Annotated in this window: 21 protein-coding genes and 1 pseudogene; 14 read left to right on the top strand and 8 right to left on the bottom strand. The window is 52.3% G+C overall.

The window, feature by feature from the left end; genetic code table 11:
* Window positions 1–147 precede the first annotated feature (147 nt).
* The 3 genes from IPF95_05125 to IPF95_05115 form a co-directional block, all read right to left on the bottom strand.
* On the bottom strand, window positions 148–576 hold the full coding sequence (locus tag IPF95_05125; GenBank protein MBK6474074.1) for a DUF1801 domain-containing protein: 429 nt from the start codon (window positions 574–576) through the stop codon (window positions 148–150).
* A 45-nt stretch (window positions 577–621) separates the two neighbouring features.
* Window positions 622–1,071 carry an NAD(+)--rifampin ADP-ribosyltransferase gene (gene arr, locus IPF95_05120; GenBank protein MBK6474073.1) on the bottom strand — a complete coding sequence of 150 codons (450 nt, stop codon included), beginning with the start codon at window positions 1,069–1,071 and terminating at the stop codon, window positions 622–624.
* A 351-nt stretch (window positions 1,072–1,422) separates the two neighbouring features.
* The gene (locus IPF95_05115) at window positions 1,423–2,430 is read right to left on the bottom strand and encodes an aspartate-semialdehyde dehydrogenase (protein MBK6474072.1); all 1,008 of its coding nucleotides are present in this window, start codon (window positions 2,428–2,430) and stop codon (window positions 1,423–1,425) included.
* An 84-nt stretch (window positions 2,431–2,514) separates the two neighbouring features.
* Here IPF95_05115 and IPF95_05110 point away from each other — a divergent pair, with 84 nt between their 5' ends.
* The 3 genes from IPF95_05110 to IPF95_05100 all read left to right on the top strand — a co-directional run bounded on the left by IPF95_05110 (window position 2,515) and on the right by IPF95_05100 (window position 6,304).
* Window positions 2,515–5,127: a lamin tail domain-containing protein gene (locus tag IPF95_05110; protein ID MBK6474071.1), complete on the top strand. Its 2,613-nt coding sequence runs from the start codon at window positions 2,515–2,517 to the stop codon at window positions 5,125–5,127.
* Between the two features lie 279 nt (window positions 5,128–5,406).
* Complete coding sequence (locus IPF95_05105; protein MBK6474070.1) at window positions 5,407–5,895, top strand: hypothetical protein; 489 nt, start codon at window positions 5,407–5,409, stop codon at window positions 5,893–5,895.
* 4 nt (window positions 5,896–5,899) lie between these two features.
* On the top strand, window positions 5,900–6,304 hold the full coding sequence (locus tag IPF95_05100; protein MBK6474069.1) for a hypothetical protein: 405 nt from the start codon (window positions 5,900–5,902) through the stop codon (window positions 6,302–6,304).
* 8 nt (window positions 6,305–6,312) lie between these two features.
* Here the strand turns inward: IPF95_05100 and IPF95_05095 are convergent.
* Together IPF95_05095 and IPF95_05090 are read right to left on the bottom strand one after the other, a co-directional pair.
* Window positions 6,313–9,435, bottom strand: a pseudogene (locus IPF95_05095) (Eco57I restriction-modification methylase domain-containing protein).
* A gap of 67 nt (window positions 9,436–9,502) precedes the next feature.
* Entirely contained in the window at window positions 9,503–10,012 is a 510-nt protein-coding gene (locus tag IPF95_05090) for an endonuclease domain-containing protein (protein MBK6474068.1), read from the bottom strand.
* A 251-nt stretch (window positions 10,013–10,263) separates the two neighbouring features.
* Here IPF95_05090 and IPF95_05085 point away from each other — a divergent pair, with 251 nt between their 5' ends.
* The 4 genes from IPF95_05085 (at window position 10,264) to IPF95_05070 (ending at window position 12,377) form a co-directional block, all read left to right on the top strand.
* Complete coding sequence (locus IPF95_05085; protein MBK6474067.1) at window positions 10,264–10,668, top strand: hypothetical protein; 405 nt, start codon at window positions 10,264–10,266, stop codon at window positions 10,666–10,668.
* Window positions 10,669–11,007: 339 nt separating this feature from the next.
* Complete coding sequence (locus IPF95_05080; GenBank protein ID MBK6474066.1) at window positions 11,008–11,454, top strand: Hsp20/alpha crystallin family protein; 447 nt, start codon at window positions 11,008–11,010, stop codon at window positions 11,452–11,454.
* Between the two features lie 114 nt (window positions 11,455–11,568).
* On the top strand, window positions 11,569–12,060 hold the full coding sequence (locus IPF95_05075; protein ID MBK6474065.1) for a hypothetical protein: 492 nt from the start codon (window positions 11,569–11,571) through the stop codon (window positions 12,058–12,060).
* Between the two features lie 11 nt (window positions 12,061–12,071).
* The gene (locus IPF95_05070) at window positions 12,072–12,377 is read left to right on the top strand and encodes a hypothetical protein (protein ID MBK6474064.1); all 306 of its coding nucleotides are present in this window, start codon (window positions 12,072–12,074) and stop codon (window positions 12,375–12,377) included.
* A gap of 241 nt (window positions 12,378–12,618) precedes the next feature.
* Here IPF95_05070 and IPF95_05065 read toward each other — a convergent pair whose 3' ends face one another.
* Window positions 12,619–12,801: a hypothetical protein gene (locus IPF95_05065; protein MBK6474063.1), complete on the bottom strand. Its 183-nt coding sequence runs from the start codon at window positions 12,799–12,801 to the stop codon at window positions 12,619–12,621.
* A 14-nt stretch (window positions 12,802–12,815) separates the two neighbouring features.
* On the opposite strand from IPF95_05065, the gene IPF95_05060 reads away from it, so the two are divergent.
* Together IPF95_05060 and IPF95_05055 are read left to right on the top strand one after the other, a co-directional pair.
* Window positions 12,816–13,853: a T9SS type A sorting domain-containing protein gene (locus tag IPF95_05060; GenBank protein MBK6474062.1), complete on the top strand. Its 1,038-nt coding sequence runs from the start codon at window positions 12,816–12,818 to the stop codon at window positions 13,851–13,853.
* Between the two features lie 182 nt (window positions 13,854–14,035).
* The gene (locus IPF95_05055; protein MBK6474061.1) at window positions 14,036–14,698 is read left to right on the top strand and encodes a response regulator transcription factor; all 663 of its coding nucleotides are present in this window, start codon (window positions 14,036–14,038) and stop codon (window positions 14,696–14,698) included.
* Window positions 14,699–14,784: 86 nt separating this feature from the next.
* Here the strand turns inward: IPF95_05055 and IPF95_05050 are convergent, their stop codons facing one another.
* Window positions 14,785–15,198: a hypothetical protein gene (locus IPF95_05050; GenBank protein MBK6474060.1), complete on the bottom strand. Its 414-nt coding sequence runs from the start codon at window positions 15,196–15,198 to the stop codon at window positions 14,785–14,787.
* A gap of 283 nt (window positions 15,199–15,481) precedes the next feature.
* Here IPF95_05050 and IPF95_05045 point away from each other — a divergent pair, with 283 nt between their 5' ends.
* Both IPF95_05045 and IPF95_05040 read left to right on the top strand, forming a co-directional pair.
* Window positions 15,482–16,114 carry a fibronectin type III domain-containing protein gene (locus tag IPF95_05045; protein MBK6474059.1) on the top strand — a complete coding sequence of 211 codons (633 nt, stop codon included), beginning with the start codon at window positions 15,482–15,484 and terminating at the stop codon, window positions 16,112–16,114.
* Between the two features lie 83 nt (window positions 16,115–16,197).
* Entirely contained in the window at window positions 16,198–16,983 is a 786-nt protein-coding gene (locus IPF95_05040; protein ID MBK6474058.1) for a GNAT family N-acetyltransferase, read from the top strand.
* Window positions 16,984–17,201: 218 nt separating this feature from the next.
* Here the strand turns inward: IPF95_05040 and IPF95_05035 are convergent, their stop codons facing one another.
* On the bottom strand, window positions 17,202–17,945 hold the full coding sequence (locus IPF95_05035; GenBank protein ID MBK6474057.1) for a hypothetical protein: 744 nt from the start codon (window positions 17,943–17,945) through the stop codon (window positions 17,202–17,204).
* Between the two features lie 493 nt (window positions 17,946–18,438).
* Between IPF95_05035 and IPF95_05030 the strand changes: the two genes are divergently transcribed.
* The 3 genes from IPF95_05030 (at window position 18,439) to IPF95_05020 (ending at window position 21,398) form a co-directional block, all read left to right on the top strand.
* Complete coding sequence (locus IPF95_05030) at window positions 18,439–19,752, top strand: aspartate aminotransferase family protein (GenBank protein MBK6474056.1); 1,314 nt, start codon at window positions 18,439–18,441, stop codon at window positions 19,750–19,752.
* Between the two features lie 108 nt (window positions 19,753–19,860).
* Window positions 19,861–20,820, top strand: a complete 960-nt coding sequence (locus tag IPF95_05025; GenBank protein MBK6474055.1) for a carbon-nitrogen hydrolase family protein — start codon at window positions 19,861–19,863, stop codon at window positions 20,818–20,820.
* A 56-nt stretch (window positions 20,821–20,876) separates the two neighbouring features.
* Entirely contained in the window at window positions 20,877–21,398 is a 522-nt protein-coding gene (locus tag IPF95_05020; protein ID MBK6474054.1) for a VOC family protein, read from the top strand.
* Window positions 21,399–21,476 lie beyond the last annotated feature (78 nt).

Below are 21,476 nucleotides of genomic sequence, written 5' to 3'. Positions count from 1 at the left end.
GTTTTGGCGCTTGGCGAAGGTGGCGATTTTCACCACAAATGTTGATGCGGAGAACCAATCTTTGATTAACCACAAATGTGTCTGCGGAGCACTGAACCGCCACTTTTGCCAAACGCCTGTTAGCGGTTCGTTGTTTTTTGTTTGCTATCATTGCTTTGTCTGCTTAACTCCGTCTCTTATTGCAGTTTCAAGGGTGTCAATATTTATGTCCTTTAGAGTTTTGAACTTAATGCAATAGCCTGTAACACTTGCCTTACCAATTGCTTTTCCGTATGTGTCGGGCAAATACTTTTTGTCTTCAATGCCCATAATGTATACAGATATTCCTGTCGTGTTTGCACTTATACCAATTTGATAAAACTCTTTGGTTTTACCGTCAGCATATTTTATTGTTTGAAGTCCGTACCCAATATTTGGATTTGAAACAATTTTTCCTTTATCGTCTTTACCGTCTAAAAACCATAGTTTACATTTTGGCAAAGCTTGCATTATGCGTTGGTGCAATGTTTCAAGGTCAACTCGCTTTGGTTCAGATTGGCTTTCAATATGCTTTTTGATTTGTTCTTGTGTGTTCATATTTAATTATGGAAGTCCATTTTAAGAGGATTTGTTGTTTTATTCTTATTCGTCATTTAAAGAATTTATTCCTTGTTCTTTGAGTTTAGTTAAAGCATCTTTCATTGTCTTTACTTGCTCGGCTGGATGTCCTTGCCAAATGGCAACTTCACCGACAACTCTAAATGGTTCAGTAGAACGATACGACATTGTCGGATTTCCTGAAAATTTTTTGTCAGTTAAATCAGGATCGTTTTCAATTTGTCCTGTTGGCTCAACCAAGTAAACTCTTTCTCGTCCGTCACCTACAGCAAGTTCAGCCCCCCAAATTGCAGGGTCTAATGTAGCAGCAAGAAAAATATATTTTGAATTTTTTCTTTGTCCATAATTTGAATTGTAACCAACTTCTATGAGGTCACCAAGATTTAGGCCTGCTTTTGTCCCGTGAAAATAGGTCTGAGCAAAAGGTGTTGGAGCTAAATTTTTTGAGTTGTCTTTTTCTTTTATATTGTCCATAGTTAAAATTATTGTCTACTGTTCGATGGGTCGTCCTACAATGACCGCTAACTAGTGGCTTGTAACAACAGTTGCGTTTATTTCTGGACTTGGTCGGTGCGTTGAGTTCATTCTATTGCACTATTAAGGCATGTAAAGCACAATAGAGTGTTAGATGTCAAGATCTCCCAATAGACTTCGGACCTTATACCCACGCTGTCTCTTCTGCCGTCCGGCAAGACCCTGCGCACTGCGGGTGGGGTTCCTAACAAGGAGCCAGTGCCGAGGTTTAAGTGCATTCAACTTTGTGTTCATGTCAACTGGCAATTAGAAAAAACACCACTGATCCGCTGCACGAATTATCCGCACGGATCAAACGCTAGTAACACCTGTTTTGACCAACCCTTCCTTCACCAATAACTCCGCGATCTGCACCGCGTTCGTAGCAGCGCCTTTGCGCAGGTTATCCGAAACGATCCACAGGTTCAACGTGCGCGGTTGGGTTTCATCCCGGCGAATGCGGCCCACGAACACATCGTCCTTTCCATTGGCATGCATCGGCATCGGATACAAGTCCTGCTCCGGGTCGTTCTGAACGGTTATTCCCGGTGTCTGTTCCAATAATCGAACGATCTCTGTGAGCTGGAACTCCTTCGCGAATTCCACATTCACGGCCTCGCTATGTCCACCGGTAACCGGCACGCGCACAGCGGTTGCGGTAACGCGGATATTCGGGTCAAGGATCTTCTGCGTTTCATTCACCAATTTCATTTCCTCCTTGGTGTAGCCGTTCTCCATGAACGCATCGCACCGCGGGATCACGTTCCCTTCAATGCGGAACGGATACGCCATTTCGCCGGGCACTCCGTTGCGCTCATTGGTAAGTTGTTGCATAGCCTTAACGCCGGTACCCGTTACGGATTGATAGGTGGAAACGATCACCCGTTCCACACCGTACGCTTTGTGCAAGGGAGCCAAGGCCATCACCAATTGGATGGTGCTGCAATTCGGATTGGCAATGATGCGATCCTCGGATCCAAGCAGATGTCCATTGATCTCCGGCACGATCAATTTCTTGGTGGCATCCATGCGCCACGTACTGCTGTTATCGATCACCGTACACCCCACTTCAGCGAAGCGCGGTGCCCACTCCAGCGATGCCGCACCACCCGCAGAGAAGATGGCAATGGCGGGCTTCATGGCAACCGCTTGTTCCATGCTGAGCACCGTATGTTCTTTACCGTTGAACTGGATCGTGGTGCCTACTGAGCGTTCACTTGCCACTGGCAAAAGTTCCGTGATCGGGAACTTGCGCTCCTGAAGCACCTTCAACATAATTTCACCCACCATACCGGTGGCACCAACGACTGCAACGTTCATGCTTCTGTAGGAATATTTGTCCGCGTAGTAGGATACCGTGCTACAGTGCCCGAAAGTACTACCTTTCCGATCCTATACCCCCACATGCACTACGTACTTCGATCACTACTTGCAGCATGCATCGCCTTGTTGTTCCCGTTCCTTGGCACAGCGCAGTTCACGGATGACTTTACCGATGGTGACTTCAGTGCGGCACCGGTCTGGAGCGGCTCCACCACGCAATTCATCGTTGTACCCGATGTCAGCAACAACCGGTTACGCAGCAACAGTCCGGGTGCCGCAACGTATCAACTTACCACACCGAGCGCCCTTGCCAGCAACGCACGCTGGGAGTGGTTCGCGGACCTGCGCTTTGCGACCAGTAGTGCCAATTTCGTGGATGTGTATCTGATCAGTGACAACGCCGACCTCAGCCTCACGCTGAATGGTTGGTTCGTACGGATGGGCGGTACTGCCGATGTGATCGAATTGTTCAAACGCGTTGGGGGCGTGAATACATCCGTAGTGGTAAGTCCTGCGGGGATCGTGAACAGCAGCAGTACCAATCCATTCAAGATCCGCGTTGAGCGAAGCACTGCGAACGCATGGACACTCTCCTACGACGATGGGAACTTGGGTACGTTCGTTGACCTTCCACCGGTTACCGATACCGACATCACCACCAGCACGCATTTCGGCATCTCCATCGTGCAGAGCACCTTGGCTGGCGCGGTGAACGGGCATTTCTTCGATGACTTCTTCGCAGGTATCATACCAGTGGATCTTGCGCCACCGACCATCGTAGCGGTAGAGGTCATTGATGCGTTGAACATTGATGTGGTCTTTGATGAGCCGGTGGATCCCACCACGGCGAATGTGGCCAGCAATTATGACATTCAGCCCTTTCTTTCAGCAACCGCTGCCGTGCGCGATGCCATTCAATTCAACCGTGTACACCTAACCTTGATCAGTGCGCTTACCGGTGGCAACACCTACACGTTGATCATCAATGGCGTAGAGGACCTTGTTGGAAACGCGATGGCCTCCGCATCATTCCCGTTCACTTACGCGGTGCCTGAACAACCCGCCTACCGCGACGTGGTGATCAACGAGATCTTCGCGGACCCGAGCCCCGTGATCGGATTGCCCGAAGTGGAATACATCGAACTCTACAACGCAACCACCAACAAGACCTTCGACCTGGATGGGTGGACGTTCAGTGATGGCGGTACGCCGGTATTGCTGCCTTCTTACACCTTGCTGCCCGGTGAATATGTGTTAGTGATCGCCGCAGCGAACCTGCCCGTATTCGCGACCGTTCCGAACAAACTCGGCATCACCAGCCTACCTGCGTTGAACAACGATGGCGATGCGTTAGTGCTTACCGACAATGTGTTGACCACCATCGATGCGGTCACCTATGCGCTGAGCTGGTACCAGGATGGCATCAAGGATGATGGCGGTGGGTCCTTGGAACAGATCGACCCGACATCACCGTGCAGCGGTGCAAGCAACTGGCGTGCAAGCGTGGCACCAGCAGGTGGCACACCGGGCACGCAGAACTCCATCTTCGCGATCATCCCCGACACCCAACCACCAAGCCTGTTGAACGTGCAAGTGGTCTCCCCTACTTCGCTCATCGTGGTCTTCAGTGAAGCCATGGATGCAAGCAGTTTGGTGGGCGCCAACTATTTCATTACACCGCTGATCGCCACCGGCGATGTGTTCCCGAACGTCACCAACGGAGCGACCGTAGAATTGCTGCAGCCCCTTGTGGAGGGCGTCGTCTATACGCTTGTGGTAGAAGATGCGTCGGATTGCACGGGCAACCTGATCAGCACCAACAACACTGTGAACTTTGCGTTACCCGAACCGGTGGATAGTGGCGATGTCGTGATCAACGAAGTGTTGTATGACCCCGTTGTGGACGGAAGCGATTTCATAGAACTTTATAACCGTTCACAAAAAACATTGACCCTTGCCGGAATGCAATTGGCCAACATTACTGGCGGTGTCATCGCAAGCCCCACCGCGATCAACAGTGCATTGCTGCTGCTCCCCGGCGAGTACGTGGTGATCACAACGAACGCCGCTAACATCGCTTCCGTGTACCCTCAAAGCCGCACCGAACGGTTCGTGGAGAATGCATTGCCAAGCTACAACAACGGTGAAGGTTCAGTCGTTCTGCTAGCCCCGGATGGCAGCACATTGGATCGCTTCAATTACACGGACGACCTGCACTTCGAATTGGTGAACAACCCCGAAGGCTACAGCTTGGAACGCGTGGATCCGGACCGCCCGACCGATGATAACAGCAACTGGCAAACGGCATCCGATGTAGCCGGCAGAGCAACGCCTGGCTACCGCAATTCGCAGTACTCCGAGACCGCGGACCCAAGCGGCGAGCTCACCATCGAACCCGCGATCTTCAGTCCGGATAACGATGGCTACCAGGATGTGCTCACCATCGCCTACACCTTCAACGAACCCGGTTTTGTGGGGAACATGATCGTGTACGACATCGCAGGGCGTGAAGCAATAAAGCTGATGGAGAACTTACAGCTCGGCACACAAGGCGCCATCTCGTGGGATGGCATCATGGATGGCGGATCCTTGGCTCGTATGGGACCCTACATCGTAGTACTGGAAGTGTTTGACCTGGCCGGCAACGTGGAGAAGTATAAGAAGACGGTGACGTTGGCGCACCGGTTGGATTGAGGGGGGTGCGTTTAAGCCTCGGTACCCGCAGATCGCAGGGTCTCGAAGCAAAGACCGTGCTGCTGTTTAGTTGATATCTGCGCTCAAAACCTTTCACGCGCCATGTCCCACTCGCGACCAGTTTACGTATCTTTGGCATGCCTGAGGTGTATGAAGGTCGGCTTCATGCCGTTGAAGTGCAAGCTTCTTAATACACCTCGGGCATTTTAGTCGGCAGAGAAGTTATCTAATGCCTCGATCCTCAAAAAAGAGGAACGCAAGTACCGATCCTAAAGCCCAATGGCAACTTCCGTAATACAAACAAATGGCTCCAAGCCTTGGGAACTGACCGTACCCAAGAAGGATCATTACAGCCCCGACGAGGTGATCCAAGCATATTTCAAGGGCAAGGAAGTTGGAAAAGCCGATGGACTTAAGGAAGGCAGTGAAGCAACTCGTCAACTACTTCTGAAGGCCTTGACCGAGAATCTTTCCAAGGCCGGATCGGAAACCAACAAGGTGCTGAAGGCTTTCAAAGTACAAAAGTTGAAGACCGAAAGTGCCCTGTTGCGCATTGATTCTTGGCATCGATTCAGCGTAATGATCGTCGCAACCGAAGCAGCCTTCAAGAGCGATAAACTGCTGAAGGTGTACGACGTGGTCAACGCGTTGGAAAGCACCGTCACCAACGATCAGTTCCATATTCGGTTCTCCTTCGTGGCTGGTGGAAAAGACCTTGATCCGAAGGCACTTGCAGCCGATGGTTATGTGCTGAAGCTAAAGAGCTGAACTCGTGAAAGGTCACGCTGCGCACAACGAAGCCGCTTGCGACCTACTGAATACATCAGGGACTTTTCCGGATTGGGTGATCACTACTGCATTCTATTCGGCGATGCACTTGGTCTATGAAAAGCTATTTCCGCTGACCGAGAAAGGGGAAACGCTCAACTCCTTCGACCAATATTTTGGGAGTAGATACGCGCGAAAAGGGCCGGGCGACAAACCCTCGAAACACGAAGCCACTGTGGATCTTGTCAAATCCCACTTGCCGGGGGTGGCCTCATATTACCGTTTGCTGAAGGATTCTTGCCACAATGCGCGCTATCGGAGCTATGTGGTAAAGCCTTATGAGGCAACAGTAGCGCGCAACCAGCTGCAGAACATCAAGGCAGGGTTGGCAAAAAGGAAGGGTAAGTAGGCTGGGTTCTATTTCCCCTCCACAACCCTAACCTCCTCCTCTGTCAATCCATACAGCTGGTACACCAGCGCATCAATTTCTTTATCCGTCTTGTCTATCTGGGTTTGCAGCGCTCGGGCCTTGGTCTGCTGCTCGGTAAAGTAGCCCAGCCACTCCGCCTCCTCGGCAAGGGTTAGCGTCACATTCGCTTTCTTCAACTCCTTCAAGAAGCCCTTGAAATCCAGCACGGGCCAGTTCTCCAAGTTGCGCGAAAGTTTTGGGAGGGTGTACTTGGATAGGAGAAGAGTGGTAAACCTGATTGATAATTCGTTCAACTGAGTCGCGTAATTCAAGGCTGCTTCGGCTTTAATCTTGAATGGGGACTTATCAGAATCTTTGAGTTTCTTGATCGGTAGCTTCTGGATGTATTGGACTTTATATTCCTGATATCCGCCTCGCCTAGTGATCGCAAGTTTTGACATCACAAACTGCAATAGAGCACTGTTCAACAGTGCCAAGATGTATAGATCATTGGTTGGGATGACGAAGCCGGTCATGTCTAGTACACAACTCCTACTCAGAGTGTAGTTCGCTCCCAAGGAAACGTTAGGATAGACTATGTACTCTTGATCAAAGTCCAGTTTGCGGTTGATCTGCTGGTATTCGTACCAAATCTTTGAACCATTCTTTACCCCGTCGCAAATAATAGCGCGAGTTTCCAAGCGACCTCTCTGTAGTTGAAGTGTGTGGAGCGCAATCCCTAGTTCTTCCTCGTTGAGTAAGGTGTATTCACCATCACGTCGCTCATATGGGAAGATGACCTGGGTTTCAGCCATCGGACGCGTATATCGCTTGATGTCTTTCCCGAATATGTAAGGTTTGATTGTAGCCTGGGTCGACGCAGTGGTAAGGTAGCCTTCGTTGTATCCGGTCTTGATTCCTACTAAAGGAAGTAACCCAAGGTCCTTCAGATAAATTGAGCCATAACTAAGCTTATTGATAAGTGCCGCTTCAATGGGCGTATGAAAACTGAAATCGTTCGCGATGAAGTCAACCATTCGAATGCTGTCGTATGGCAATGCACCCATCAACTCAGCCAAAGAGTGGTAGATCAAGTCAGGCACAAAGGCATAAGCGAATTCGTAGTTCTTGGGTTCTTCCTCCTTGCGTCCAGTGAAAATCAATGGGTACGCCGAAATCCCCTCAAAGACATCAAGGTCATCAAAATCAACTACCTCAATAAAACGGAATCGCTTGGTCAGGAACGTAACGAGAGGTGTCCCATAACTTGCTTGGAAAAACTTTCCTGACGAGATAAAGGATAAGAGACCGTGCGGCGATAAGATGCGATATGCAAGTTCATAGAAATATGTGAACAGATCGGCCTTTCCCGAAAATACTTGATAACCTGCTTCAAGACTTGCTGAAAACGGTTTGATCAATTCCTGCCGCACATACGGCGGATTCCCAATCACCACATCAAACCCACCCTTCGCAAACACCTCCGGAAACTCCTTCTTCCAATCAAAGGCCTTGTCACCGGCCACGGCGGGGTCGTCGATCAGGCTGTTGCCGCACTTGATGTTGCTGCTGAGGTCGTTCAGCTTGCGGCCCTTGGTGGCAGTGCGCAACCAGAGGCTAAGGCGTGCGATCTCCACGCTCTCTTCGTTTATGTCAACACCAAAGATGTTGCGCTCCAGGATGTGGTCGCCGATGTCCTTGAAGGTGATGCTATGGCCCAGCAAGCTGGCCTGTAGTTCGTCCACGTAGCGGTGCTCAGCGATCAGGAAATCCAGTGCTTGGTTCAGGAAGGCGCCGCTGCCGCAGGCGGGGTCGCAGATGGTGAGGCTCAGGAGCCAATCGCGGTACACATCCAACTTCGTATCCAGTTCTTGAATGGTCTTCTTCTGCCTGCCCTTGCGGCCCTTGGCATACTCCTCGTCCAGCACGCCCAGCTCGTCCTTCTTCTCGGTACACAGCCGGCCGACCGTATGCTCCACGATGTATTGGGTAATGTACTTCGGCGTGTAGAACACACCGTCCTTCTTGCGCTTGGTCTTCTTGCTATCCACGGCGCGGCCCTCCAGCTGCGCGGTGATGTTCTCGATCTCATTGAGGCTATGCTCGAAGATGTGGCCGAGGATATTCACGTCCACCTCGCTACCGAAATCGTACGCATGCAATGCGGTGAGGTGTGTCTCCAGAATCGCATCGCTGATGCGCACACTGTCCAGCAATTCATCCGGTTTGAAGAGGCCACCGTTGTAAGCGAAGATCTCCTGTGTACTGCTCTTGTATCCGGCATTCAGCCAACCGAAATACTTCTGGCACCGTTCGTAGAGCGGTCGGTACTCGTCCAGTTCAGTAAGCTTGCGCCACTGTTCCAGAATGCCGCGCAGCGTGTTCGGCGGCAACAAACCTTTATCCTCGCTGAAGAGCACAAAGAGGAAACGGTCCAGCAGCTTCTGGGTCTTCTTGTAGAGAACCAGTTTATCGTGTTCCGGGTGGTTGGTGCAGAGATCCTGCCACAACGCATTCTTGAAGGTGCTGTAATCCTTGTAGAGCAGCTTCGTGATCTTCTCCCTCCTGTTGCAGGCTCTCGGCCTTCACTTTTTGGGGATGCCACTCAGCAGATTGTCGCGCTGCAAACAAAGCCACAGCAACCGGAACCCTTCCGCATTCAACGTGAACAGGTCCCACTCGATGTGCTCCACCGCATTGTCAATAAAGAACCGCAACTTGTGGAAGTTGCTGGTGATCACGTAAACGCAATCGGTGTGGTTGGCCTTGTAGTTGAAGGCCTGCGTATTGATGGTCTGTAGGTCGGTGGTATCGGTGCCCTTCAGCTCGATCACCGCCAACGCTTTGCCCTTTTGAAGGATGGCGCCATCGGCCTTTTTCGCGCCTTTCTCGTTCTTGAATTCGCTGGTAAGCTCGTAGTCCTTTTGCGGGTTCAGCGTGTAGCCCAGCACATTCACGAAGAGGTCGCGCAAGAACCCTTCTTGGTACTGCTCTTCTTTCGCTTCGCGGATGTTGGCCTGTATACTGGGATCATGAAAGTGCGCCGTGAACGTGGCATACGCCGCAGCCACGCGGGCATCATTTTGGTCTTTCAAATACTTATTGAGAACGGCAGATTGGAAGAGGGACATGGTTACAAAGGTGATCAGATCGAAGTGAATCCAATGCGCCCCACCCTGCCCTCCCCGGCGGTGAGGGTCAGAGTGCTACGATCGACGGGCGCTGCTGAATGATGGTTTCGATGCGTTCAAGTACGCTGTTCAAATGCAATAACACCTCTTCGTTGCGGAAGCGCAGTACGTGAAAACTTGTTTGGTTGAGCCACTGCGTGCGCAAGGCATCATAGTCTTGTTGGTGATCATGGATGTCGCCATCCACTTCGATCACCAACCTGCGATCCAAGGAAACGAAATCAACAATGAAATTGCCCAACACATGCTGCCGCCGGAAATAGGTGCCGGTCCTGTTACCTCGTAACGCACGCCACAGCACCTTTTCAGCCTTGGTGGGGTTCGTGCGCATCGTGCGAGCACGCTCCTTCAATAGTTCATAGATGCGCACATTGGCCGTATGCAACCCATGCACGGCACCACCCACACCACGCGCGCTTGGCATTGCCCCCTCGCTGCCGACTGGCGGAAGGGCCGGGTTGGGGTCTGCCCCCTCCCAATCGGGGAGGGCCGGGGTGGGGCGTATTTCCTTCTTCATTCTCCAAAGTTCTACTTCCCTTCCACAACCCCAACCACCCCATCCTTCAACCCATACAGCTGGTACGGTGGCAAGGTACTTTGGAGCGGGGCATGTGCGCCCACGATGTTATAAACAGGAACACGCGCAACCTAGCGTGCTGCGGTTTCAACCCCTTCAAACATTAGCAGCGTCTCCCATCTTCGGAAACCCTGCTTCTTTTCCATCACTCCATTTTCCCCCTTTCCGATCCGTACCTTATCGCCAACCCCTTGACGAGAAACTCGGCGATGCGCATACCCAAGACCCCTTGCCCGGTGCACGGGCTGGTCCCTTTCTGGAACGGCATTTACCCCATCATCAGCAAAACGCCGCACCCGGTGTTGCTGTGGTTGTATACCATCCACGCCAAGGCCAAGGACCAAGCGTTGATCATTCATTACAACGTTTCGCAAGAGGATATTGTAAAGGAGATCGAGCTCTTCTGCAGGTACAAGGTGGGCGATAGCGTGGAGTTGGGTCCTTTTGCGCGGCGGCGCATCGTGGGCCGCAAGTGGGACTTCCAGACCGGTACCATGGTGTACCAGTTGGAGGGCAACCGGCAGGGCAGCGAAGTGAGCATGGACCAACAGGAGTTGACCCGGCGGATCGAGGAGGCGGTGCAGCCACTTGGGTGAACAGTGCAAGCGGTTGCTGTGCGTTCATGGAGCGTACCATCAGCTTTACGTTGGATCGTGTCCTCGTTCGTAAACGCTGCGCTCCCTACTAGGATAGCAGCGCCAAATACGCCTGTATCCTGCGTTGGTCCGTACGTGCGTATCCCGGTTCATGAACGTGCGGTAGTGTCAACTTTTCAGCGTCGCTGAAAGATCGACATTCGTACACTAGGGTCGTTTACAAAAATTGTTCAACAGGACTTACAGATCGTCAGGTTGCAGGCATTGGCAAAGGATCTGTGATCCGTAGATCAGAACTCCGACCATGGTGGCCGGGGAAAATAAAAAACCAAACACACAATGACACTTATGAAGTATAAGCAATCTCCGGTGACTTCCGCTTCACCGGTGGATCGTTTGGCCAGTGAGATCTTTGGCCAGCACATTGGTCGTTTTCTGGGAAGCGACGGATGGCAGGACCACGCGCCACGCGTGAACATCACCGAGAACAATGAAGCGTTCAAATTGGAGATGCAGGCCCCGGGATTCGACAAGAAAGACCTGAAGCTGGAGATGGTGGACGATACCCTTACCATACGCGGAGAGCACACTGTGGAAGATGAGAACAAAGAACTCCGATGGACCCGGCGCGAGTTCAGTCGCACGGCGTTCGAGCGCAGCTTCGTGTTGCCGCAGAGCGCGAATGCCGAATCCATCAAGGCAGAGTACGTGAATGGCGTACTGCAACTCACAATTCCAAAAAGCGAGGAGGCCAAGCCCAAGACGCGCATGATCAGCATCAAGTGATCGTGCAAGTAACCGCGGCGTAGTGCTGCGGAGATGGCCGGAAGTGGGATGTCGTCCGCTGTGCAGCGGATGGCATCCCGATCCTCCTAGAACATTAAAAACCCCTATGGACCAATGAAAACCAAGAGCGCATTCATGGGCATGCTCGCTTGGATAGCGATCATGCTCAACCTTTCCGCCTGCAATGGGCAGACCACCAACCAACATACACCTTTGAGCACGGACACGCTTGCCCAAGGGATCAGCACTCCGCACGTGGACGTGCGCGTGAACAAGCAGTACGATGAGAACGGTAACCTGGTGGCCTTCGATTCCACGTACACCTCCATCTATCGCAGCCAGAACAGTGATCCGGCCTTCATGGACAGTGTCTTCAACGACTTCAAGCCGCGTATGGGACTGCGCTATCCATTCTTGAACGATCCCGGGTTCAACGATCTGTTCTTCAACGACACCCTCTTTCATCATGACTTTTTCCATGATGACTTTTTCCAGAAACGGATGGAGATGAATGATCGCTTCATGCACCGCATGATGGTGGAGTTGGACTCGATGAAGAACGCTTACCTGCAAAGCGAGGTCAGGAAAAGAGAACCCACCCATTAACGACCAAGGCGATGAACAGTTTCGAGGAAGCGATCATCAAAGTATACATGCTTCAGCGCGATACGCTTCGGGAGCGTGCGCGTAGCATGCTGGAGCAGGCTCCGGACCTCGACATTCCGCCCACGTGGGTGGTGCCCATGGATGTGCCCGCGATAGATAAGCTCGTTGGCAGCCAGAAGCCCTACCTCTACTTCGATCGCAAGCGGTCGCGGTTCACACACATCGTACACGCGTTCACGGTAGTGGACAAAGCTTCCCGACCAGAGAACGTTTTCCCTGTGCAACGGGTGATCACGATACCGGAACCGATGGGCTAGTGCAGTAAGCCGCGCTCCGGTTCCAGCCCATGCGTAATACTTCGTGCTGATCGCAGGGTCTCAGCACTCCCGACCAACTCCATCAAGTTCCCGCCAGAAGCTAACGGCACCTGCGGGTCGATCTACATTTGTTGATCATGAACTCTTCTGCTATGCGAACAACCCTACTTGCAACCTTCGTTGTCCTCTTTATGGCCAAGACACATGCACAGTGCGGTTGTTGGTTGGAACCCGATAGCAGCTATACCACCATTACGAACAACATGTGGTACATCCCAAGCAATACCCAAACATCCACCACCCCGCCGGATGATGGGACCTTCGGACCGATCACGCTACCGTTCAACTTCCAGTTCCTTGGTGTGGACGCGGACACGGTCTTCATCAATACGAACGGTCTGCTATCCTTTGACTTTGCCGACATCACGTTCAACGCAAATGCCTTTCCCGCTACATGGGTCCCGGTTCATTGCGCCGTTCTGGAGCGATGTGGACCTGCGCGGATCCTGTGTGGATTGCAACAGGGTCAGCTACAAGCTAACTCCTACTGCACTTTTCGTGAGTTGGCATCGGGTCGGCTATTGGTCGGCCCAGACCGATCTGCTCAACTCCTTTCAGGTGATCATTACCGATGGCACTGATCCGGTGATCCCGGGTGGCAACAATGTGAGTTTTTGCTATGGTAACATGCAGTGGGCCACTAGCGATGGCAACAGCGGCGCGAATGGTTCTGGAGGGATCCCGGCCACGGTAGGTGTAAATCAGGCAACGGGCGCCGATGTCAGTTATGCCCAAGTTGGTCGTTTCCGTGAGCTGGGTATGAACTACGACGGACCCTATGGTGAAGGCTCAGGTGTGGACTGGTTGGATAGCGCACATTTTGTCTTCAGCACTGCGGATCCCGTTGGGGTGTCGCCTATTTTCGCTTGGCAGAGCGACTGTGATACCATCGTTGTGATGGTAGGTGGTGAATTGGAATATGACATGTTGGTGTTGGCCGGTGGTCCGGGGCAATCGGTCAACGTGGTCTCCGAGTGTACCACGGTACAGTCCTACACCGAACTGTCCAACACGCAAGGGGCGCAAGCACTGGTAACGTCGTTCATGGCACCGGATGAAGCGGATATTGGTTTCCATACCATAACGTATGTGGCACAGAACGACACGGCCAACACGACTTCCGCGACTGGCACGTTGGTAGTGCAAGTGGTGCCCGACATTACTACAGGGATCTCCGATCATACGGAAGATCGGTTGTCCATCTCCCCCAATCCCGTGGAAAGCGTATTGCGTTACACCATTGATCGCGATGCACAGGACCGCTTCTTACAGATCCTTACCATGGATGGCCGTTTGATCCGGCAATTGGCAACACTTCCCGGTGCCTACACAGGTACCATTGATGTGCATGATCTAGCACCGGGCACTTACTTCTTGCGCAACGGAAGCTTTGCAATGCGCTTCATGAAGGACTGAGCAGAACGCACCGTAAAACCTCCGCACGTTCACCTTTAAACCCACGTAGGTTCTTCACCTCCAAACCCTGCCCGCCGCATGGCGATAACCCTATCGAGGATCAGAGCATATTTATTTTCTTAAAAGCACACCAACTGTTCAATTCCATAGTAGCATTGTAGTACAAAGGTCACCTCCCGACCATGGAAAAAGAACAACTGCGCCTTGCTATTGTGGACGACCATCCGCTTGTTCGTGATGGATTTGTGCGACAGTTAGAGAATTGGCCCTATGCGGGGGAAGTACACCAAGCAGCCGATGGCGTTTATTTTGAGGAGCTGTGCCGCACGGTTGGGCATTTCGATATTGTGGTAATGGACCTGAGCATGCCACGGCGGGATGGGTATGAGACCACGCAATGGTGTACACGCCACCATGCGCGCACCAAGGTGTTGGGCTTAAGCCTTGCAGTGGATGAATACATTGCCCGAAGGATCATGGCGTGTGGTGCCCGTGGCATTGTCTCCAAGGAAAAAGAACCACAGGAACTCCTGAGGGCCTTGGACCACTTGCGCACTGTTGGTTTCTATTACAACGAATGGGTGACCAAGGCGTTGCGGTTGTCTTGGGAAATGGAGAATGAAGCGAAACCGCCGGAGTGTACGGCCGCCGCCATAACACCCCGCGAACGCCAATTCCTGATGTGCTATGCACGGCCACCGTTCCCGCAACTGAAGGAGGTCGCCGTACGCTTGGGCATTAAATACAATGGTGCCGAGAGCATGCGCAAACAAGTGGTGAAGCGCACAGGTTGTGCTTCGCGCGAGCAGATGATCGACCTCCTACGGCGGTTAGGCTGGGGGTAGCACATGCTTGTTCTGGGGGTGCCGGGAACTGAATGCTATACCATACTACTATAGGGCGCATTCTTCTATTCTTTTCGTGAGGCACTCTAGTGGTCCAGAACGGGTACTTGTAGACCGCGTGCCGCCAGTCGTTTTTGTTCCCGTGGTACGTGTACTTGTGCTTTTGGTATATGTACTTGTCTCATCAGTACATGTACTTGCGTTATCGGTAGATGTACTTGCCCCATCGGTACATGTACTTGTGCAATCAGTATATGTACTTGCGCCATCGGTACATGTACTTGTGCCACCGGTACATGTACTTGCGTCATCAGTACATGTACTTGTCTCATCGGTACATGTACTTGTGCGATCAGTACATGTACTTGCGCCATCGGTACATGTACTTGTCTCATCGGTACATGTACTTGCGCCATCGGTACATGTACTTGCGCCATCGGTACATGTACTTGCGCCATCGGTACATGTACTTGCGCCATCGGTACATGTACTTGCGCCATCGGTACATGTACTTGCGATCAGTACATGTACTTGCGCCATCGGTACATGTACTTGTGGCGCATGCAGGGCTATGCAGCACACGCACAACACTACTTGCGACGTGGGTATGTACACTTTCCTACAACCCACGGTGGGCGCAGGTTTCAGCAGGCCTACCCCCGGCTAGCCGTTGGTGAATGACACCCCGGCCAGCCGGGGGTATTTGAACGAATGCGAACCGCGCTACGATTAACACCCCATAACAAAAGCGTTTGTGGGTACAGCATGATAGGCCCTCGCAAAATGAACAAACTATGGTATGCAGTAAAACTCGGACACAGCCGAGTGACCTTTGTGGCCTTGGTCGATAAAAGCCGCACGAACATCAGCATGCTCACGGGCAATGCAGCGTACACCACTCCGAATCCGACGTTGGCGGCCTTCACCGCCGCCACGAACGCTCTGGACACGGCAGTGCAGGCCTACGATTTCAGCCGTAGCCGCTTGGACAAGCAGGACCGTGACCTGGCCTTTGTGGCACTAAAGGCCATGCGTGCCGATCTGGGTGCCTACGTGCAGACCACCAGTGGTGGCGAAGCGACGCTGATCACCAGTGCCGGTTTCGAAATGGAAGCGGGACGCCATCCGCTGGGCCTGTTGCCAGCACCGCAGGATGTGCGTGCTGTTAGCACCGCTTACCCCGGCAAAGTGGAACTACGTTACAAAGGCGTGAAGGGCCGCTTGGTGTACGAGGTATCCATCTGCGCTGGCGATCCGAAAGTGGAAGCCGACTGGAGCCTCTACACCACCACGGGCAAGAACCGGGTCTCCATCACCGGCTTGAATAGTGGTAAGGAATACTTCTTCCGGGTAGTGGCACTGGGTGCTGCCGGAGCAAGCCCACTGAGCGACGTTGCAAACGCGAAGGCCGCTTGAGCATGCCGCAATTGACCAAGGCCCCGGTGCCCGCTCCAAACGCGGCCGCCGGGGTCGCGGTCGTTGAAACAACACCTACACCCATGCAGACCACCATACGCCCCATGCACACCGCAGACCTGCCCGCCGTCGCTGCGCTGCACCCCACCGCCGCCGCCGCACTGTTGGCGCATGTGCGCTGGTGTTTGCACACGCCCTACGCTAGCGCCATGGTGCTTGTACACGCCAATGCGGTCCTCGGCCTGGCCACCGTGGTACGGTTCGCTACCAGTGCGCAGGTCGGGCGTTTCCACATACACCCTGCGCACCAGCGCCACGGCTTGGGCACCTTGTTGTGGCACGCAATAGTTGCTCAGCACACGGCGCAGCACATGCCGATCTTGTTGCATTGCGATCCGCGCATCCTGGCCTTTTGGGAACGGCAAGGATTGGTGGAGCAATGCGCCTTTTCCACCTACGCCAACGGCCTCTTCCAAGAAGCCACCCGCGACGAAGTGGCTATTATGCAACCCCACCATACCCTGGCCCTGCTGCGGCTGGACCAACGCGCAACCGGCGAAGACCGCAGCATGCTCTTGATGGAACACCACTACGCGGGCCAAGCCTATGTAGAAGGTGGGCAGGTGCGCGGTGTGTTGCTACCGATACTCGGCAACGGCTACATCGTGGCAGATGCGTCTGAAGTAGGTCTGGAATTGCAACGGTGGTTGCTGCCCACCCAACACCGCATAGCAGTACCCGAACTGAACACACCCGCCAACGAACACCTCTTGGACCGAGACTACGATGTAGTAGGCACAACGGTGCGCATGGTGTGGGGCACTCCACCACGCTTCGATCCTCAGCTGGTGTTCGCTTGGCCTTGGTGAAGGGAATTACCTATCCGAAATTGGAACGCCCCTGACTTGAAAGTTGGGGGCGTTTTTTTTGGGGGGTGGGGGGGCTGACGTTTGGAGTAAATATGTAGGGAATGTTTCCGCTAAATTGACCCTTGACCTCCCATGCTATGGAAAGACCTGAACTTGCATCTGAGTGTCTTTCAGTCCCCTATGCTTTACACGTTGTTAGCGATGGTTCCTCTTGTTTTTCATAACTGAATATAAAGTCCGAAAGAAACTTCTGGTGGAGAGAAGAATGTCTTTTTATACTGCTTGTCAAATTCCGAGTTGGTCGTGGGTTGTGACGGAATCACATACTCTGTTCCTCGTTGATACGTATCCCCAAGATCTGCAAACAGTAAGCCATAGTCGAACTCCGCCCCAATCCCAACTCGGTCTGTAAAAAAGTATCTAAGACAAATAAAGTTGTTCACTCCCCAGATCAATCCACCTCCCATAGTAATTGTTGAATTTACCTCTTGAGTTACAGTTATGCTGTCAGGTATTACCTTGTAGTTCGAGCTAAAGTTGAAATTCCCGACAGAGAAAATAGGGATCTCAAAACCAGTCATGATTTCTAATTTGTCAAAGGACTTGGAAAAACAAATTGATGGTCCAACATTGAATACGGTCTGTTTAAAGTCGTAGTCTACGTAACGGTCAGGGTCTGATTTCGTGTAATAGTCCTTCCTAATGGCATAGCCAAATTTGAGACGTATGGATATCTCTTTGTTAATAAAGTAGCGCAAAGAACCGCTATATTTCAAGTTGGTGGTCTTGTCTTCATAGGAGTCGTCCAAATAGGCTGTTTCGTGTCCAGGGAAGTAGTAGTCGTTGAGAGTTTTGTCAAGTTGTCCATTATTGCCAAGACTCAATCCAAATTCAATTTTCTTGTTTTGACCGAGAAGGGCTAACGGAAGAATTAGGAGCAGTACGATTGAGGCTATTTTCATTTTTCCTGTTTTTAATTTCCGTTAAAGATCGGCTATGGCGCGTTCCTTATTCGGTATAGGTTAAGTTGTGTGGTGCTGTATGTATTTGAACTGATGTATTGCGTAGGCATTGGTGAGACTCCGGGTCTGCGGTCGCAGAGCCTCCCTTGCCCGGAGTGACGGCCTTGTGGCCGTGGGCCGCGATGCGTCCCTGTGGGGATGGACGAAGAAACCATTACTCTTTCAAATCCTCCGTTCGGCAGACATATCATTATGATCTGCGATGCGCAGCATCTGTGTTCTCAGCGTCCTGCCTGCCACCGGCACGGTTCCATTCTTCTACACGCCAGCCGGAACACGTAACAACCAGCTCTTGCAAAAATTCTGCAGTGCAACGGTACGGGATCGAAGATAGATCATTGCATTTGTTAGCAACCTTGCCCAAAGAATCTTGGTGCTGCCTATGTTAGTACCGGCCTTTAGGAGACCTTTGCAACCACAACTACGCATAACAATGACCACCGAATTAACCAAGAGCCAAGAACTGATCGCTCGCCGAAAGAATGCCGTTCCCAATGGGGTCGGCATGTTCAACCATGCTACTGCAGCGCATGCCAGCGGAGCTACGATCACGGATGTGGATGGCAGGGAGCTCATCGACTTTGCCGGTGGCATTGGCGTTGTGAATGCAGGGCACTGCCCACCGCCCGTTGTGAAAGCGATCCAGGAACAAGCGGCGAAATTCCTGCACGTCAGTTTCAATGTGGCCAGCTACGAGCCGTACATCGCGCTCTGCGAAAAGTTGAATGCACTGCTGCCACATGGTGGGCCAACCAAAACATTGTTGGTGAGCACCGGTGCGGAGGCGGTTGAGAATGCGATCAAGATCGCTCGGCAAGCGACGAAACGGCAAGGCGTGTTATGCTTCACCGATGCGTTCCATGGTCGCACCCTAATGGCCATGACCTTGACCAGCAAGGTGGGCTACAAGCCGGATTGTGGTCCGTTCGCTCCGGAGGTGTACCGCACGCAATACCCGAATTTCTATCGGTATGGTGCTGGTCGTACCGAAGCTGATTTCGTAAAAGCCGAACTGCACCGGTTGGAAGAACTCTCACACAACACCGTTGCACCGGAGAACCTGGCGGCCATCATCATTGAGGTGGTGCAGGGCGAAGGCGGATTCAACGTGGCACCATCGGCCTACCTGAAAGGCTTGCGTGCATTCTGCGATAAGCACGGCATTCTCTTGATCTTCGATGAGATCCAAAGTGGATTCGGCCGAACAGGAGCTTGGAGCGCGTACGAACAGTTCGGCGTAACACCGGACCTGAGCACGTGGGCGAAGAGCATGGGAAGCGGCATGCCGATCGCGGCCGTAATGGGCAAGGCGGAAGTGATGGACAAGGCCGGGCCAAGCAGCATTGGCGGTACGTACATCGGCAACCCGCTCAGTTGCGCTGCATCGTTGGCGACACTGAAGTACATGGAGGAGATCGACATCAACGCGAAAGGCAACCATGTAGGCAAGGTGATCCGCACCCGGTTCGAGAAGATGAAGGCAAAGCATGCATGCATCGGTGATGTGCGCGGACTCGGTGCCATGCTGGCGATGGAGTTCGTGAAGAACAACGACCCGCACCAGCCCGATGCCGATACCTGCGCGGCCTTGATGACAGCTTGCGCAAAACGTGATCTGATCGTGATCAACGCGGGTACTGAAAAGAACATCATCCGTATTCTATGTCCGCTGGTGATCAGTGATGAACTGCTGAACAAAGGCTTGGACATCATGGAAGAGGAACTGGATAAGATCGTTGCGGGATAGGTGATGAACGCGAAGTTGAAGAATTGTAAAGAGTACAGGGTACCGGGTACTGAGTACTGAGTAGAACGCACCCAGTACCCAGTACCCATTACCAACCACCCAAAAAACATGAAACCATTCTCAATAGCCGGAGTCCAGATGCGCGTAAGTGCTTCTTACAGCAATGTGGAAGCTATGAAGCTGAAGCTGGACATTCTGATGCACATCTATCCTTGGGTGGAAATGGTGGTGTTCAGCGAGCTCTGCGCATACGGTCCATTAACACACAATGCACAGGAAGTGCCTGGTGCTTTCGAACAGGAAATGTGCGCGTTAGCTGCAAAGCATGGCATCTGGTTATTGCCGGGTAGCATATTCGAAAAAAAGGATGGAAAGATCTACAATACGGCCACGGTGATCGACCCGGAAGGAAGTGTTGTTGCACGATACCGGAAGATGTATCCCTTCTATCCGTATGAGGTTGGCGTTACACCGGGCAGTGAATTCTGCTTGTTCGATGTACCGAACGTTGGTCGATTCGGTGTAAGCATCTGTTACGACATGTGGTTCCCTGAAACATCGCGTACGCTTGCTGCCATGGGTGCCGAGGTGATCCTTCATCCTACGTTAACAGGCACGATAGATCGCGAGATCGAATTGAGCATTGCGCGTTCGACAGCAGCCATTAACCAGTGTTATTTCTTTGATGTGAACGGGCTGGATACGGGTGGCAGCGGCCGTAGTATCGTATGCGGGCCGGACGGCAAGGTCATCTACCAAGCACAGAACAACGAAGAATATTTCCCGATCGAGATCAATTTGACCAAAGTTCGCAGAAGTCGTGAACTGGGCATTCTCCGTCTTGGACAGCCGTTGAAAAGCTTCCGCGACAACCCGATCGACTACACGATCTATAGGAAAGGCGAAAAACTTTCGTATCTTGAAAGCCTCGGCCCATTGATCAAACCGACACGCTTGCAGGAACTTGGGGAGTTACAGATGCGCGATGAAGCGCGTATCGTACACGACCCGTCCGTTACAACTGTCGAGACCTCTTTCAGGCCAACTTCGGAAGCACCCGAAACTTGAACCCAAGGCGATCCGTGCAATTGGAAACCTTAACCAAAAACGCCAAGGCGAACTCCATGGGAAGTACCACAACGAACAAGAGCCACCAGAAGATCAAGGATTTTATCAGTTGGTTCGAAATACCAGTATACAATATCCACCGAGCGGCTGCTTTTTACAATGCCATTTATAGCATCGAGATGGAGATCAACACATCCACGGATTATGCCATGGCTTACTTCCCTGCGGATAAGGGTATAGGAGGTGCGCTGGTCGCTGGCCCTGGCTGTGTCCCCAATGCTACGGGGGTATTGATCTACCTCAATGCCGGAAACGACCTCGATAGCATATTGGGTCGCGTAGAATTAGCAGGAGGCAGAGTGATAATGCCGCGCACCATGATCAGTGAACAGGCAGGCTCATTCGCATTGTTCATAGACAGTGAGGGGAACCGTTTGGCCTTGCACGAAGGACCTCCACGTCGCGTGCCGGAGGCCAAGCAGGTAAAAGCAGCCACCAAAGCGATCGCAGCTAGACCGATCACTGCTAAAGTGAAAAGCCACGCGGTGAAAAAAAGAGCTGCCCCGAAAAAGCGGTGATCTCGTCCCCTACATTCGTCGTTACTTACAATGACGAGAGCGTGTGTGATGGGCCCTATGCATAACGGATGTTGTTCG

The organism is Flavobacteriales bacterium (assembly GCA_016704485.1).
Lineage (GTDB): Bacteria > Bacteroidota > Bacteroidia > Flavobacteriales_F > PHOS-HE28 > PHOS-HE28.
Note: the sequence above shows the minus strand (reverse complement) of the source record. Positions and strands in the feature narration are given on the sequence as shown.